Source organism: Sphingomonas sp. Leaf198, from assembly GCF_001424005.1.
In the GTDB taxonomy this organism is placed as follows: domain Bacteria; phylum Pseudomonadota; class Alphaproteobacteria; order Sphingomonadales; family Sphingomonadaceae; genus Sphingomonas.
In genome coordinates this window covers 668,797-683,215 of the sequence record NZ_LMPX01000002.1, presented here as the reverse complement: position 1 = coordinate 683,215, position 14,419 = coordinate 668,797, and the positions used below count along the sequence as shown (strand labels likewise).

Annotated in this window: 13 protein-coding genes; 3 read left to right on the top strand and 10 right to left on the bottom strand. The window is 66.7% G+C overall.

Translation table 11 applies throughout. The features are described from left to right. Positions 1-3: 3 nt before the first annotated feature. Entirely contained in the window at positions 4-651 is a 648-nt protein-coding gene (bluB, locus tag ASG20_RS10200) for a 5,6-dimethylbenzimidazole synthase (protein ID WP_056051619.1), read from the top strand. A gap of 221 nt (positions 652-872) precedes the next feature. Beyond that, positions 873-1,724: a TorF family putative porin gene (locus ASG20_RS10195; RefSeq protein ID WP_056051616.1), complete on the top strand. Its 852-nt coding sequence runs from the start codon at positions 873-875 to the stop codon at positions 1,722-1,724. A gap of 280 nt (positions 1,725-2,004) precedes the next feature. On the opposite strand, the gene ASG20_RS10190 is transcribed toward ASG20_RS10195, so the two are convergent. From ASG20_RS10190 to ASG20_RS10160, 7 genes are all read right to left on the bottom strand, one after another. Continuing rightward, positions 2,005-2,433, bottom strand: coding sequence for a DUF3035 domain-containing protein (locus tag ASG20_RS10190; protein WP_056051615.1), 429 nt, complete (start codon positions 2,431-2,433; stop codon positions 2,005-2,007). Continuing rightward, positions 2,426-2,929, bottom strand: a complete 504-nt coding sequence (gene lspA / locus ASG20_RS10185; RefSeq protein WP_056051613.1) for a signal peptidase II — start codon at positions 2,927-2,929, stop codon at positions 2,426-2,428. The genes ASG20_RS10190 and lspA overlap by 8 nt, the downstream gene beginning before the upstream one ends. Next, the gene (gene ileS / locus ASG20_RS10180) at positions 2,922-5,864 is read right to left on the bottom strand and encodes an isoleucine--tRNA ligase (RefSeq protein WP_056051611.1); all 2,943 of its coding nucleotides are present in this window, start codon (positions 5,862-5,864) and stop codon (positions 2,922-2,924) included. Before ileS ends, lspA begins: the two co-directional genes overlap by 8 nt. A gap of 68 nt (positions 5,865-5,932) precedes the next feature. After that, positions 5,933-6,856 carry a bifunctional riboflavin kinase/FAD synthetase gene (locus ASG20_RS10175; protein ID WP_056053013.1) on the bottom strand — a complete coding sequence of 308 codons (924 nt, stop codon included), beginning with the start codon at positions 6,854-6,856 and terminating at the stop codon, positions 5,933-5,935. A 124-nt stretch (positions 6,857-6,980) separates the two neighbouring features. Beyond that, entirely contained in the window at positions 6,981-7,445 is a 465-nt protein-coding gene (locus ASG20_RS10170; RefSeq protein ID WP_056051609.1) for a dihydrofolate reductase, read from the bottom strand. 187 nt (positions 7,446-7,632) lie between these two features. Then, positions 7,633-8,151 carry a hemerythrin domain-containing protein gene (locus ASG20_RS10165; RefSeq protein WP_056051607.1) on the bottom strand — a complete coding sequence of 173 codons (519 nt, stop codon included), beginning with the start codon at positions 8,149-8,151 and terminating at the stop codon, positions 7,633-7,635. Between the two features lie 79 nt (positions 8,152-8,230). Continuing rightward, on the bottom strand, positions 8,231-9,025 hold the full coding sequence (locus tag ASG20_RS10160; RefSeq protein WP_056051604.1) for a thymidylate synthase: 795 nt from the start codon (positions 9,023-9,025) through the stop codon (positions 8,231-8,233). Between the two features lie 85 nt (positions 9,026-9,110). On the opposite strand from ASG20_RS10160, the gene ASG20_RS10155 reads away from it, so the two are divergent. Continuing rightward, complete coding sequence (locus ASG20_RS10155) at positions 9,111-9,503, top strand: JAB domain-containing protein (RefSeq protein ID WP_056051602.1); 393 nt, start codon at positions 9,111-9,113, stop codon at positions 9,501-9,503. Positions 9,504-9,686: 183 nt separating this feature from the next. On the opposite strand, the gene ASG20_RS10150 is transcribed toward ASG20_RS10155, so the two are convergent. From ASG20_RS10150 to ASG20_RS10140, 3 genes are all read right to left on the bottom strand, one after another. Further along, positions 9,687-10,382 (bottom strand): class I SAM-dependent methyltransferase, encoded by a 696-nt coding sequence (locus ASG20_RS10150; protein ID WP_056051601.1) that lies wholly within the window; start codon positions 10,380-10,382, stop codon positions 9,687-9,689. 23 nt (positions 10,383-10,405) lie between these two features. Continuing rightward, a complete protein-coding gene (prfB, locus tag ASG20_RS10145; RefSeq protein ID WP_056051599.1) occupies positions 10,406-11,533 on the bottom strand; it encodes a peptide chain release factor 2 in 1,128 nt (375 codons plus the stop codon). 134 nt (positions 11,534-11,667) lie between these two features. Then, entirely contained in the window at positions 11,668-14,187 is a 2,520-nt protein-coding gene (locus ASG20_RS10140) for a penicillin-binding protein 1A (protein WP_056051597.1), read from the bottom strand. Positions 14,188-14,419 lie beyond the last annotated feature (232 nt).

Here is a 14,419-nt window from a genome sequence, read left to right as displayed (position 1 = left end):
GGCGTGTCCGCGCGGGAGGCTGACGCACCCATCTTCGGCCCCGCGTTCCAGGCCGAGCTGGACGCGCTGTTCCGCTGGCGCCGCGACGTCCGGCGGTTTCAGCGCGATGCGTTGCCAGACGGGTTGCTCGACCGATTGCTGGCGACTGCGAACGCCGCCCCATCGGTCGGACTCAGCCAGCCGTGGCGGTTCGTCACGGTCGACGACCCTGCACGCCGCGCCGCGGTCCGGGCCGATTTCGAGGCGTGCAATGCAGTGGCGTTGACGACGCAGGACGAGACGCGGGTGGCCAACTATGCGCGGCTCAAGCTCGCCGGGCTCGAACAGGCGCCGTGTCACGTCGCGGTGTTCGTCGAACCCGACCCGGAGCAGGGCCACGGTCTCGGCCGCCGGACCATGCCCGAGAGCGTGGCGTATTCCGCCGTCATCGCGGTCCACACCCTGTGGCTGGCGGCGCGCGCGCAAGGGATCGGCCTAGGCTGGGTCTCGATCCTCGACCCGTCGCGTATCCGCGAGATCCTGGACGTGCCCGAAACGTGGCAACTGGTGGCGTATCTCTGCATCGGGTATCCCGAGATCGACGCGGTCACCCCGGAACTGGAGCGCGACGGCTGGGAAAAACGGCGTTCGATCAGCATAGAGGCGCGCTGAGACGTACCCGCCGCTGGCACCGGCTATCCAGCGCGACTGTGGCGCATGCGCAACATGCGTGCTGTCAAAGCCCGATTGTACGCAAGATTCGCTTGTGCGCTGCACCATGCGCTGTCATCCCGATGTCATCGTCGGAAAGACCGCGCTGGGGTTCGGCCCCTAAAGATGCGGCGTCCGCGGATGCAGGGCGGACATCGACTTCCGGTATCGAAAGGGAAACGATGCGCTTCACCACACTTCTTCTCGGCGGCATTGCTTTGGCTGCCGCTACGCCAGCGTTCGCGCAGGATGACACCGCGCCTCCCAAGGAGGTTACGGTCACGGGCTCGGTCGGTCTCGTCAGCGACTATCGCTTCCGCGGCGTGTCGCAGTCGGACGAGAACCTCGCCGTCCAGGGCGGCATCACGATCGCGCACAAGAGCGGCGTCTATATCGGCACCTGGGCGTCGAACCTGTCCGGCTGGGGCACGTTTGGCGGCGCCAACATGGAGCTCGACCTGATCGCGGGTTACAAGGTTCCGGTCGGCGGCGGCGCGATCGACGTCGGTGCGACCTGGTACATGTATCCGGGCGGCTTCGACAACACCGACTTCATCGAGCCCTATGCCAAGCTGTCGGGCACCGCCGGCCCGGTCGCGTTGCTCGCGGGCGTCGCCTATGCGCCCAAGCAGCAGGCACTGGGGCCGTGGTACACCAACGGCACGTCGGCGGCGAACGGCGTGTACGACCGCGTCAACGCCAAGGACGACAACCTCTATCTATGGGGCGACGTCAGCAGCGGGATCCCGACCACCGGCGTGACCGTGAAGGCGCATGTCGGCTATTCGCGCGGCAACAAGGGCCTCGGGCCGTTCGCGACCAGCGTGTCGCCGACGGGTGAGTATTGGGACTGGCTGCTCGGCGCCGATTACGTGATCCCGACGACGCCGCTGACGCTGGGGGTCGCGTATGTCGACACCGATATCTCGAAGCGCGAATCGGCGTATCTCCAGCCGAGCTTCAGCCGTGGCCAGGACGGCACCGGTTCGATCGCGGGCGGCAAGGTCCTGGTGTCGCTGACCGCGGCGTTCTGATCGCTCTGAGGAGAGGTCTCCCCTGAACCTTGTTTCCCCGCGAAGGCGGGGACCCAGACTGGGCTACCGCCTTCGCGGGAGAACAAGACGGGTAGAGGTTCCGCAATATCAAGACCGTCATCCTGGGCTTGACGCAGGATCCAGAGCCGCAGGCGTTCCGCTCATGGCTCTGGATCCTGACTTTCGTCAGGATGACGGGGTGCCGGACCAAGACCGGCAGACACGAAAAAGGGCGGTTCCTCGAGGAGCCGCCCTTTTTCGTACGACGGGAAAATCCCGATCAGTTCGCCTTGGCGCGCGCGTCCTGGCCGTCGCCTTCGGGGGCGGCGACGATGTCGCGGGTCGTGCTGCCCTTGTCGACGACGGTGGTGTCGGGATCGCCCGCGCTGGAGCGGATGCCGGGATCGTCCGAATCGGCGCCGGCGTCGTTGAGTACGCCGGTCTCGGCGGGGCTGCGTGCGGCGGTGCCGCCGAACAGCGCGTCGAGCGTCTGCGCGTTGGCCGCGGTATCCTGCGGGCGGGCGGCGCCGGGCTGCGGCGGGACCAGCGCGAAGTCGGGCGGGATGACCAGCGGCGCCTGGCGCGCCACCGCGAACTCGTCGGGACGCGCACGATCGAGGCTCTTGCTCGTCGCACAGCCGGACAGGAGGACGACGGCGCTCGCCAAGGCGACGACGGGCCCGGCGGCCAGGGGTACGAACTTACGCATGGGAATTCTCCACAGGGGGCTTCTCGCGCACGAGGAGCGCCCGAACAAGCAGGACGAGCACGCCGACAGTAATCGCTGCATCGGCGACATTGAAGACCAAAAACGGACGCCATTCGCCGATATGCAGGTCGCAGAAATCGACCACATAACCGAGCCGGATCCGGTCGAGGATATTGCCGATCGCCCCGCCCAGCACGAAGCCCAGCGCGACCTGGTCGGCGGGGTTCTTCTCGCGCGTCATCCACACCGCGACGCCGACCGCGATCGCGCCGGTCACCAGCACCAGCGCCCAGCGGGTCAGGTGGCCGTCGGCGGGGAGCAGCCCGAGCGAGATGCCGATGTTGGGGACGAAGCGCAGGTCGAAGAACGACGTGATCGTCTGCGAATCGCCGAGCGAATCGATCCCGAGCGGCTTGGTCACCGCCCATTTGCTGAGCTGGTCTGCGAGGAAGAGGGCGGCGGCGGCGGCGAACCCGGCCTTGGGCAGGTTACGCATCGGCCACTACCTCGTCGCATCGGTTGCAGAGTTCGCCATCGACGGTCACCTCGGGGAGGTGGCGCCAGCAGCGGCCGCATTTGTGGAAGTCGGTGCGCGTCACGGTGACCGCGTCGCCCGGCGTGACCTTGGCGACGATGAACGCTTCCGCCAGTTCCGCAGCTTCAGTCGGCGCGAGAGGCGACATCGATCGGATCGTGACCTCTGCCTCCAAACTCGAACGCACGGTCTTTTCGCGACGCATGGGTTCGATGGCTTCGGTAACCGTTTCGCGAAGGGCGCGGATTTGCGTCCACTTCTTCCCGACCTCGACGCCATCCTCCACTTCCGGCAGCGACGGCCATTCGAGGTAGTGCACCGAGCTATTGTCGTTGGGAAAGCGCGACTGCCAGACCTCCTCCGCGGTGAAGCAGAGCACCGGCGCGGCGTAGCGGACGAGCGCGTGGAACAGCACGTCCAACACCGTGCGGTACGACCGGCGCTTGATGTCGCTCGGCGCGTCGCAATAGAGCGAGTCCTTGCGGATATCGAAGAAGAACGCGGACAGATCCTCGTTCGCGAAGTCGGTCAGCAGGCGCGTGTAGCGGTTGAACTCGTAGGCTTCGGCCGCCTGGCGCAGTTCGGTGTCGATCATGCCGAGGCGGTGAAGCACGTAGCGTTCCAGCTCGGGCATGTCGGACACCGCGACACGCTCCGACTCGTCGAAGTCTTCGAGCGCGCCGAGCATGTAGCGGAACGTGTTGCGCAGCTTCCGATACGCGTCGGAGGCGGTGGCGAGCACTTCCTTGCCGATCTTCACGTCGTCGAAATAGTCGGTCGAGGCGACCCACATGCGCAGGATGTCCGCGCCGGACTCGCCGATGATTTTCAACGGATCGACGACGTTGCCGAGCGACTTCGACATCTTCCGACCCTGGCCGTCGAGCGCGAAGCCGTGCGTGAGGACCGTGTCGTACGGCGCGCGACCGCGCGTGCCGCAGCTTTCGAGCAGTGACGACTGGAACCAGCCGCGATGCTGGTCCGAGCCTTCGAGATACAGGTTCGCGCGTGTGCCTTCGCCGTAGCGTGCTTCGACGGTGAAGACGTGCGTGCAGCCGGAGTCGAACCAGACGTCGAGGATGTCCTTCACGACCTCATAGTCGGCGAGGTCGTAGTCGGGGCCGAGCAGTGCCTGGTGGCCGTCGGCGTACCACGCATCCGCGCCGTTCTCGCGGAAGGCTTCGACGATGCGCGCGTTGACGGCGGGGTCGTTGAGGTATTGGCCGGTGACGCGGTCGACGAACAGCGCGATCGGCACGCCCCAGGCGCGCTGGCGCGAGATGACCCAGTCGGGGCGGCCCTGCACCATCGACGTGATCCGGTTTTCGGCGCGCGCGGGGATCCAGGTAGTCGCGGCGATCGCGTCGAGCGCGATCTCGCGGAGAGTGGCGCCGTTACCACTTTCTGACTCCCTCTCCCCTGCGGGGAGAGGGCTGGGGTGAGGGGCTGTTCCGGGCGCAGCATTGCTGGGCTGCCCCTCACCCCGACCCTCTCCCCGCAGGGGAGAGGGAGCAGAAGACGCATCCATCGGGATGAACCATTGCGGGGTCGCGCGGAAGATCACCTTGGCCTTCGAGCGCCACGAATGCGGGTAGCTGTGCTTGAAGTCGTCGCTCGCGGCCAGCAACGCGCCAGCTTCGCGCAGGTCGGTGCAGATCGGGCCGTCGGCGCTCACGAACTTCTTGTTGATGACGCTGCCCTGGCCACCGAGCCATGCCCAGTCTGCGCGGTACATCCCGGCGCCGTCGATCGCGAAGACCGGGTCGATGCCGTATTGCTTGCAGAGTTCGAAATCGTCCTCGCCGTGATCCGGCGCCATGTGGACAAGCCCGGTGCCGGCGTCGGTCGTGACGAACTCGCCGGGGAGGAACGGACGTGGCTTCGCGAAGAACCCGCCGAGTGCGTGCATCGGGTGCCGTGCGGTTGCGTCGGTAAGGTCGGAGCCCTTGCCCCGCCAGATCACATTGCTGCTCGTGAAGCCCATGCGCTTCGCAACCAGCGGGAGGAGCCCCTCCGCGATCACCAACTTCTTGTTGATGACATTGCCGCCATTCTCGAACGACGCATCGGTTAGCTCGCGATCCCAGCTCGCTTCAACGGTAACGTACTCGATCTCAGGCCCATAGCTCAGCGCCTGGTTCACCGGGATCGTCCACGGCGTCGTCGTCCAGATCACCGCATGCGCACCGACCAGTTCGGGCGCGTTCGGCGCAGAGTCGATCTCGAACGCCACGTCGATCTGCGTGGAGACGATGTCCTCATACTCGACCTCGGCCTCGGCGAGCGCGGTCTTCTCGACCGGCGACCACATCACCGGCTTGGCACCGCGGTACAGCTGGCCGCTCTCGGCGAACTTGAGCAGCTCGCCGACGATCGCGGCCTCGGCCTCGTACTTCATCGTCAGATACGGATCGGCCCAGTCGCCCATGACGCCGAGCCGCTCGAACTCGGCCTTCTGCACGGCGACCCATTTCTCGGCATAGGCGCGGCATTCGGCGCGGAACTGGTCGACGGGGACGTCGTCCTTGTTAAGCTTCTTCGCGCGATACGCTTCCTCGACCTTCCACTCGATCGGCAGGCCGTGGCAGTCCCAGCCGGGGACGTACGGCGCGTCCTTGCCCATCAGCGACTGCGAGCGGACGATGATGTCCTTCAGGACCTTGTTCATCGCATGGCCCATGTGGATGTCGCCGTTCGCGTACGGCGGGCCGTCATGCAGGATGAACCGCTCGCGCCCGAGCCGCTGTTCGCGCAACCGGTCGTAGATGCCGAGCTTGGCCCAGCGCTCGAGGATCGCCGGTTCCTTCGCGGCGAGACCCGCCTTCATCGGGAAGTCGGTCTTCGGCAGGAAGACGGTATCGCGGTAATCGCGGGCGGGCGCGGGAGTATCGATCATAAGTGGGCGGGGCTGTAGCCGGTAGCGGCTCACGTTGCCATCCCTCTCCCTCGCGGAGAGGGGCGCGGTTATGCCAGGATCGTCCGCGCGCGCGCGCAGTCGGCGTCCATCTGCGTGATGAGCGCATTGAGGTTGGCGAACTTCGCCTCGGGGCGGAGATACTCGATCAGCGCAACCTCGATCCGCTGGCCGTACAGGTCTTCGCCGAATTCGAAGAAATGCGGTTCGAGCAATTCCTTTGGCGGATCGAAGCTCGGGCGGATGCCGAGGTTCGCGGCGCCCTTGAGCACGCGACCATCCTCCAGCCGCCCGGTCACCGCGTAGATTCCGTAGGCGGGGCGCAGGTAATTGCCCATGTCGAGGTTTGCGGTCGGATAGCCGATCGTGCGGCCGACCTTGTCGCCGTGCTGGACGAAGCCCTGGATCGCGAACGGGCGCGTCAGCAGGCGGGTGGCGGTGGCCATGTCGCCAGCGCGCAGTGCCTCGCGGATGCGGGTGGAAGAGACGGTCTCGCCTTCCAGCTCGATCGCGCTCACCGTTTCCGCGCGAAATCCGTGCGCGGGGCCACGCGACGCGAGCGTGCGGACGGTACCGGCCTTGCCCTTGCCGAACGTGAAGTCCTCGCCGGTGACGACGCCGGCGACGCGGAGGTTGCGTTCGAGCCGTTCGGTGATGAAGCGTTCGGCCGTCAGCGCGGCGAGATCGCCGTCGAAATTGAACACGACCATCGCATCGGCGCCGGCCTTCTTGAACAGCTCCAGGCGTTGATCGAGCGTGGTCAGGCGGAACGGGGGGGTATCGGGTCGGAAGTGGCGGACCGGATGCGGATCGAATGTCGCCACCAGCGCGGGGCGCCCCTCGGCACGCGCCCAGGCGACCGCGCGCGCGACCACCGCTTGGTGACCGAGGTGAAATCCATCGAAATTCCCCAGCGCGACGATCCCGTTCGCCAGATACGACGGGAGCACCGCACCGCCGTCGAGACGTTGCATGCGCGGGTCAGTAACCAGCCGTCGCGAAAGGCGATAGTCCTTCCGTGCGGTTGCCTGCTGCGCCTCGTTGTTCTCCCGCAAAGGCGGGGGGCCAGTCTGTCTCGCGCCGTCGCGGGAGAACAGCTCAGGGTCGGGTGAGCGTGACGAAGCTGTAGGCCGGGCGGTCGTTTTCGGCGGGGTGGTCTTCGCGGGCGATCTCGTGCCAGCCGTCGAAGGCGGGGACGGTCGCGTCGCCGTCGGGGGCGGCGTGGACTTCGGTCAGTTCGATGCGATCCGCGTGGGGGAGGAACTGCGCGTAGATCTGGGCCCCGCCAATGACGGCCACATCCTCGCCTGCCAATGCCAGCGCGTCTTCGACCGAGTGCGCGACTTCCGCACCGTCCGCGCGCCAGTCGCCGCGCGTGAGGACGATGTGGCGGCGGCCGGGGAGGGGGCTGGGGAAGCTCTCGAACGTTTTCCGGCCCATCACCATCGGCTTGCCCATGGTCAGCGCCTTGAAGCGCTTCAGGTCGGCGGGGATGCGCCAGGGGAGTTGCCCGTCGCGGCCGATGACGCCGTTGGTGGCGCGGGCGAGGTAGAAGGTGATCATGCGGCGGTCATGCCGGAACGAGGGGCGAGGTTCTAGTGCGGGGTTACGCCCGAACCTAACCCTAGCACCTCCCCGGCGGAGGCCGGGGCCCAATTGGGGAACGTCGTCGATGAGCGCTGCGCTCCGTTACTTCGGCCTTGCCAATTGTGCCCCGGCCTTCGCCGGGGTGGTAGATAAACGATGTGGTTCAGCTCGGCGCGTGTTCCTTCGCATACGCCTCGGGATCCTTGTCGATGACCTTCACCCCGTTCAGGTGGTTCGCCTCGAACGCCGCGAACCGCACGCCAAGCTCATGCCGCTCCTCCAGCGTCGCATGCTTGCGGAAATCGGTGAGGCCCTGGCGTTCTTCCTCCGCCAGGTGATCGCTGTTCGCCTTGTTGCATTCGCCGACGGCCGCGAACCACGCGTCCGAGCCGACCGGGTGCTTGTCGACCGCCTCGCCGGTATCGCGGATGTCGTTGTGATCCTCGATCGCGTCCTCGGTCTCCTCGGCGGCCGAGTCGGCGTCGTTGCCGCCGGTGCCGATCTTCATCAGCCGCGGGTAGAAGAAGCGCTCCTCCGCCTCGGCATGCGCGTCGAGCAGGTTCTTGAGGCGGGTCCAGAGCGCAGAAAGGGCCTCGGTGTCCTTGGCGTCGATCGAATCGATCTGCGCGAACAGTGCGCGCTGCTGCGCGTGTTCGTCGAGAATGAGCTGTGTAATATCCATGCGCATCTGAACCGCACAGCGGACGGGCGGTTCCTATTGCGATTCGGTCGCGCGGCGCTGCCGCGAGGTCGCTCTCTGTTCAGACCGCGACGGGGGCCTTGATGTGCGCCTGCGCGACGTAGTCGTGGAGGACGAAATCCTCATACTCGTACGCGTCGATCGAGGCCGGCTTCCGGAGAATCTCAAGGCGCGGGAGAGGTCCCGGCGAGCGGGTTAGTTGCAACTGCGCCTGCTCGAGATGATTCGAATAGAGGTGGCAATCGCCGCCGGTCCAGATGAACTCGCCGACCTCGAGCCCGCATTGCTGCGCGAGAATGTGCGTGAGTAGGGCATAGCTGGCGATGTTGAACGGCACGCCGAGGAAGATGTCGCCCGAGCGCTGGTAGAGCTGGAGCGAGAGCTTGCCGCCCGCGACATGCGTCTGGAACAGGCAATGGCACGGCGCGAGCGCCATCGCGTGGAGGTCGCCGGGATTCCATGCGCTGACGATCTGGCGGCGCGAGGCGGGGTTGGTCTTGATCTGGTCGATCAGCTCGGCGATCTGGTCGATGTGGCGGCTGTCGGCAGTGGCCCAGTCGCGCCATTGCTTGCCGTAGACCGGGCCGAGATCGCCCGCCTCGTCCGCCCACTCGTCCCAGATCGCCACTTTCCGGTCCTGTAGCCAGCGGACGTTGGTGTCGCCGCGGAGGAACCACAGGAGCTCGACGATGATCGAGCGGAGGTGGAGCTTCTTGGTGGTGAGCACGGGGAAGCCCTGCGCGAGATCGAAGCGCATCTGCGCGCCGAACACGCTGAGCGTGCCGGTGCCGGTGCGGTCCATCGTCTCGACGCCAGTCGAGAGCACGCGGTCCATTAGGTCTAGATATTGGCGCATGCTGGGGGCGTAGCGATGCGGGGGCGAGGGCTCAAGCGGATGTAGTTGCGCGTGCGGTCGTTGGCGGCGCGGGGCAGGCGAGTATGTGCCGCCGTCGTCCGAGTCTTCGTGTCGTATCGCCGACCTCGCTGCGGCGCGGGCGCTGTTCGCTGGGCTGCGTTATGCGACGGTAGAGACGGTCGCGGTCGCGTATCTTGATCCGAATCGGAGGCTTCTCGGGATGCGGCATGTCGTCGGGGGGCGGGATCAGGTGGCGATCTCGATCCGGACGGTCGCGGTGGATGCGTTGGCGTTCGATGCGTGCGGCGTGATCGTCGCGCATAACCATCCGAGCGGGGATGCGACGCCGAGCGTGCGGGACGTGGCGTTCACACGGGCGCTGGCGGTGGGGTTGCGGACGTTGGAGGTGGTGTTGCTTGATCACTTGGTGATCGCGGGGGACGAGGTGACGAGTTTGCGAGCGGTGGGGGTGGTGTGAGGAATGCTCGCCATCTGCAGCACCACCCCGGCGAAGGCCGGGGCCCAATTGGGGGACGATGATTGCGAAGCGCAGCGTGCCGTCACGGCCACCTTTCCAATTGGGCCCCGGCCTTCGCCGGGGTGGTGCAATTGGTTGGGTTAGGGTTTGGGAACGAAGCGAAGTTGAGGCCGACGTCTCGCCTCACTTCAGCCGGCACGCCCTGATCGCTTCCGGCGCGGGCCGCGGGCCGGTCGCGCGGAACGTCGCGAGATACCCTCCGGCCGACGGCATGTCATCCATGTCGACCTGCGTATACCCCACCGACGCGAACTCGCATTTCAACAGCGCGGGCGGCGTGCCGTGGTTCTGCGTCGGGCGATTCGCATCCACCACCACCACCAGCCCGTCGGGCTTCAGCGACGGCCGCAACCGCCACAGGAACTCGTAGGGCTGCTCGATCTCGTGATACATGTGGACCATCACCACCCGGTCGAAGCTCGCTTCGGGCAACTTGGGATCGTTCGCCTCGCCGAGCTTCACGCTGACGTTCGCCAGATCCTCGCGGGCGACGCGTTCGGCCAGCTGGTCGCGCACCGCTGGGAGGATGTCCTCCGCCAGCACGCGGCCGGTCTTGCCGACGCGGGCCGCCATGCGGATCGTGTAATAGCCTTCGCCCGCGCCGATGTCCGCGACCGTCATGCCCTTGCGGATCTCGGCCTTGTTCATGACCTCGCCAGCCTCGTTGAGCCGGTCGCGCGCTTCCTCGTTCGACCAGCGCGCAGAGACGATCGACGCGACTGGACGATCGGCAGCGGGGAACACCGGCTCCTTGGGCTCGCGCTTGATCAGCGGCTTGCTGCCGTCACACGCTGCGAGCAGGAACACCGGCGACAGCATCAGGGCAAGGGCACCCCGCAAGCTCAATCGACGTCCTCCACCTCGACAGCCTCGCCGGTCACGCGCTGCGACAGCGCCGCCGCCATGAACATCTCGAGGTCGCCGTCGAGCACGTCCGACGGACTGGTCGACACCACGCCGGTGCGCAGGTCCTTCACCATCTGGTACGGCTGGAGCACGTAGCTGCGGATCTGGTGACCCCAACCGATGTCGGTCTTGCCGGCGTTCTCGGCATTCGCCGCAGTCTCGCGGATCGCCAGTTCGCGCTCGTACAGACGCGCGCGAAGCTGGTTATACGCCTCGGCCTTGTTCTTGTGCTGCGAGCGCTGGTTTTGGCACTGCACGACGATGCCGGTCGGGATGTGCGTGATGCGCACCGCCGAGTCGGTCGTGTTGATGTGCTGGCCGCCGGCGCCCGACGCGCGGTAGGTGTCGATGCGCAGGTCGCTCTCGTTGTACTCGACCTCGATATTGTCGTCGACGACCGGATAAACCCAGACGCTGGCGAACGACGTGTGCCGCCGCGCCGCCGAGTCGTACGGGCTGATCCGCACAAGCCGGTGCACGCCGCTCTCGGTCTTGGCATAGCCGTACGCGTTCTCGCCCTTGAGCAGCAGCGTGGCCGACTTGATCCCGGCCTGCTCGCCCGAATGCTGGTCTACCAGTTCGACCTTCAGACCGTGGCGCTCGCCCCAGCGCGAATACATCCGGCTGAGCATGCCGGCCCAGTCCTGGCTCTCGGTCCCGCCGGCGCCCGCGTTGACCTCGATATAGGTGTCGTTCGCGTCGGCTTCGCCCGCCAGCAACGCCTTGATCTTGTCCTTGTCGGCACGCGCGGCGAGTTCGGCGAGCGACGCAACGCCGTCCGCCTCCATCTCGGTATCGCCCTCGGCCTCGGCCATCTCGATCAGCTCGGCGGTGTCCGACAGCTCGCTCTGGATCGCGCGCGTCGCGCTGATCGCCTCGTCGAGACGACGACGCTCGCGCATCACCTCCTGCGCGGCCTTGGGATCGGACCAGAGCGCCTGATCCTCGACGCGCGCGTTCAGCTCGTCGAGACGACGCAGCGCGCGGTCCCAGTCGAGGAAGCGGCGCAGCAGCGCCAGCGCGTCGTTGATGGTGTCTACGTGAGCCTGCGCTTCGGCGCGCATGATATTCTCCAAAAATTCCGCCGCCCCGGCGGAGGCCGGGGAAATTCCGTCGTCCCAGCGGAGGCCGGGATCGCCGTCCCAAGCGAGCGGGGCGGGTCTCCGGCGGGCGCCGGGATGACGTCTATATAAGCGCGCTAGTAGATTCCGCCTTGTCTTTGCAAGAAATCGCTGTCGCGCGGGGCTTCGGCCTTCTTCACCGCGGTCGTCGTCGTAGTAGCCGTGGGGGCGACATCCGAGCGTCGTGCAGCGCGGCGTGGTTCGCTCTCGGGCTTGAACGCTTCCCAGATCACCGCGGGCTTGGGATCGCTGGTGTCGGGCCACGTGCCATAGACCGGTCGACCGCTCGCGCGATCGATCCGGACCATGCGGATCCCGGCGGGGGCACGGAACGGCAGCTTGGGCAGATCCTCATACGCCTTCGTCGCGAACTGCTTGAAGATCGGCGCGGCGAGCGTGCCGCCCTGTGCCGCGCCACCGAGATTCTTCGGCGTGTCGAAACCGATGTACAGCCCGCCGACGAACTGCGGCGTGCCCCCGACGAACCACACGTCGGTCGGGCCGTTGTTCGTGCCCGTCTTGCCGAACATCGGCCGGTCGAGATCGCGCAACGTCACCGCAGTGCCGCGCTGGACCACGCCTTCGGTGATGTGGACCATCTGGTAGGCGGTCATCGCGTCGAGCACCTGACGCTGGCGCGTGATCGGCCGCGGCATCGGCTTGCCGTCCCAGTCGGGCGCGTTGCAGCGATCGCAGGGCCGCCAGTTCTCCGGCCAGATCACCTTCCCGTGACGATCCTGGACGAAGTCGATCAGCGATGGCGGGCCGCCCTTGCCGTTGTTGGCGAGGATCGAATACGCGTTGACCATCCGCCCGACGGTCGTCTCGCCGGCGCCGAGCGCGTAGGAGAGATACGGCGCGTAATCGCCGACGCCCATCTTCTTGATCGTCGCGACGACCTTCGGCATGCCGGTCTGCGCGGCGGCGCGCACGGTCATCAGGTTGCGCGACTGCTCGATGCCCCAGCGCATCGTGTGCGGTCCGGACCCGCGCGAGTTGCCGAAGTTGCGGAAGCATTTCTGCCCGAGCCGTGCGCCCTGATAGACGCAGAATGGCCCGTCGACGATGATCGACGCGGGCGTCATCCCGTTGTCGAGCGCGGCGGAATAGACGATCGGCTTGATCGTCGAACCCGGCTGGCGCATCGCCTGAGTCGCGCGGTTGAACGCCTGCAACCGGTCGTCGAAGCCGCCCTGCATCGCCAGCACGCGGCCCGACGCCGGCTCCTCGACGACGAACGCGCCCGAGACTTTCGGGATCGCCCGCAGCGAGAATTCGCCACCTTCCGGCGCCACCGCGATGATGTCGCCCGTCTTGATCGCGCCGAACGCGTTGCCGCCCTTGCCGCGCACCGGCATCTGCGCAGCATAGCGCGGCAGCGTGCCGGTCTTACCGGTGCGGAAGCCGAGGCTCCAGGCGTTGCCGTCCTTGCCCGTGACGATCGCTGCGACCCAATCGCGGTAATCGAGCGCGATATTGCTGTTGAGCAAGGGCTGGAGCCAGTTGTCGTCCTCGATCTCGACATGACGGATCGGCCCGTTCCAGCCGCGCCCGCTGTCGAACCGCACCAGCCCGTCGCGCAACGCCTGCTGCGCCAGGTCCTGCAACTTTGCGTCGAACGAGGTGCGCACCCACAGCCCGCCCGAATAGACGCTGTACGGACCGTCCTTCGCGTTCTCGCCGAACTTCGCCATCAGCTGGCGGCGGACTTCCTCGACGAAATAACCGCCGACGCTCTCGAACTTCGGCGTGCGCCGCATCACCGCGCCGAGTGGCTCGGCATTCGCCTGGTCGTGCTGCGCGCGCGTGATGAAGCCGTTGTCGAGCATCCGGTTGAGCACGTAGTTGCGGCGGATCATCGCGCGCTCGGTGTTGCGCACCGGATCGTAATTCGACGGCCCCTTGGGCAGGATCGCGAGATACGCCATCTGCGCGAGATCGAGCTGGTCGAGCTCCTTGTCGAAATACGCGTGTGACGCCGCCTCGACGCCGAACGCGTTACGCCCGAGCGCGATCTGGTTGAGGTACAGCTCGAGGATCTGCTCCTTGGTCAGCGTGTCCTCGATCTTGTACGCCAGCACCGCCTCGCGCAGTTTGCGCGATGGCGAATAGGCGTTGCCGATCAACAGGTTCTTGGCGACCTGCTGCGTGATCGTCGAGCCGCCCTTGGCGCGCTTGCCGGTACCGAGCTTGGTCGCATAGTCGTACACCGCGCCGGCGAGGCCGGGATAGTCGACGCCGTGATGCTCGAAGAACGACTTGTCCTCGGCGGCGAGGAACGCCTTCACCAGCAACGGCGGATATTCGGCGTAGCTCAGCTCGACGCGGCGCTCGCGCGCGTAGGAATGGATCGGCGCGCCATCGATCCCGCGGACGTTGGTCGGCAGCGGCGGCTCGTAGGTGCGCAGCGTGTCAACGGAGGGCAGGTCGCGCATGACCGCGAACCAGAACGCGAAGATCGCGACGAAGCCGAGCACCACCAGCACCAGCGCGGCCTTGGTCCACCGACTCGCCCAGGCGCGCGCGACCCTGCCGCGCAGCCGGTCGGAAGTGCGGCCTGTCGCCGTCGTCGAGGGGGGGGAGGGATCGGACGCCATGATTACTGGGGGAGCGTCTAGCAGGTTCGCGGGCGCTTGCCAGCCTTCGGTGGCGAGGGTGGGGTAGGCTGTCGCAACGCGTTCGTCGGCGACTTGCTATTCCAAGCTCGCCCGGTGCTGAGTCCTTCCGCCTATGTCCACCACCCCGGCGGAGGCCGGGGCCCAATTGGAGAGGTGGCAATAACGGAGCGCAACAGCAGTCAGCGCCGTTTCCCAGTTGGACCCCGGCGTT

Coding starts and splice junctions, on each gene's coding strand:
- ASG20_RS10195 (WP_056051616.1), top strand. CDS start 873: ATGCGCTTCACCACACTTCTTCTCGGCGGCATTGCTTTGGCTGCCGCT.
- ASG20_RS10190 (WP_056051615.1), bottom strand. CDS start 2,433: ATGCGTAAGTTCGTACCCCTGGCCGCCGGGCCCGTCGTCGCCTTGGCG.
- lspA (WP_056051613.1), bottom strand. CDS start 2,929: ATGCGTAACCTGCCCAAGGCCGGGTTCGCCGCCGCCGCCGCCCTCTTC.
- ileS (WP_056051611.1), bottom strand. CDS start 5,864: ATGATCGATACTCCCGCGCCCGCCCGCGATTACCGCGATACCGTCTTC.
- ASG20_RS10175 (WP_056053013.1), bottom strand. CDS start 6,856: ATGCAACGTCTCGACGGCGGTGCGGTGCTCCCGTCGTATCTGGCGAAC.
- ASG20_RS10170 (WP_056051609.1), bottom strand. CDS start 7,445: ATGATCACCTTCTACCTCGCCCGCGCCACCAACGGCGTCATCGGCCGC.
- ASG20_RS10165 (WP_056051607.1), bottom strand. CDS start 8,151: ATGGATATTACACAGCTCATTCTCGACGAACACGCGCAGCAGCGCGCA.
- ASG20_RS10160 (WP_056051604.1), bottom strand. CDS start 9,025: ATGCGCCAATATCTAGACCTAATGGACCGCGTGCTCTCGACTGGCGTC.
- ASG20_RS10150 (WP_056051601.1), bottom strand. CDS start 10,382: ATGCTGTCGCCGGTGTTCCTGCTCGCAGCGTGTGACGGCAGCAAGCCG.
- prfB (WP_056051599.1), bottom strand. CDS start 11,533: ATGCGCGCCGAAGCGCAGGCTCACGTAGACACCATCAACGACGCGCTG.
- ASG20_RS10140 (WP_056051597.1), bottom strand. CDS start 14,187: ATGGCGTCCGATCCCTCCCCCCCCTCGACGACGGCGACAGGCCGCACT.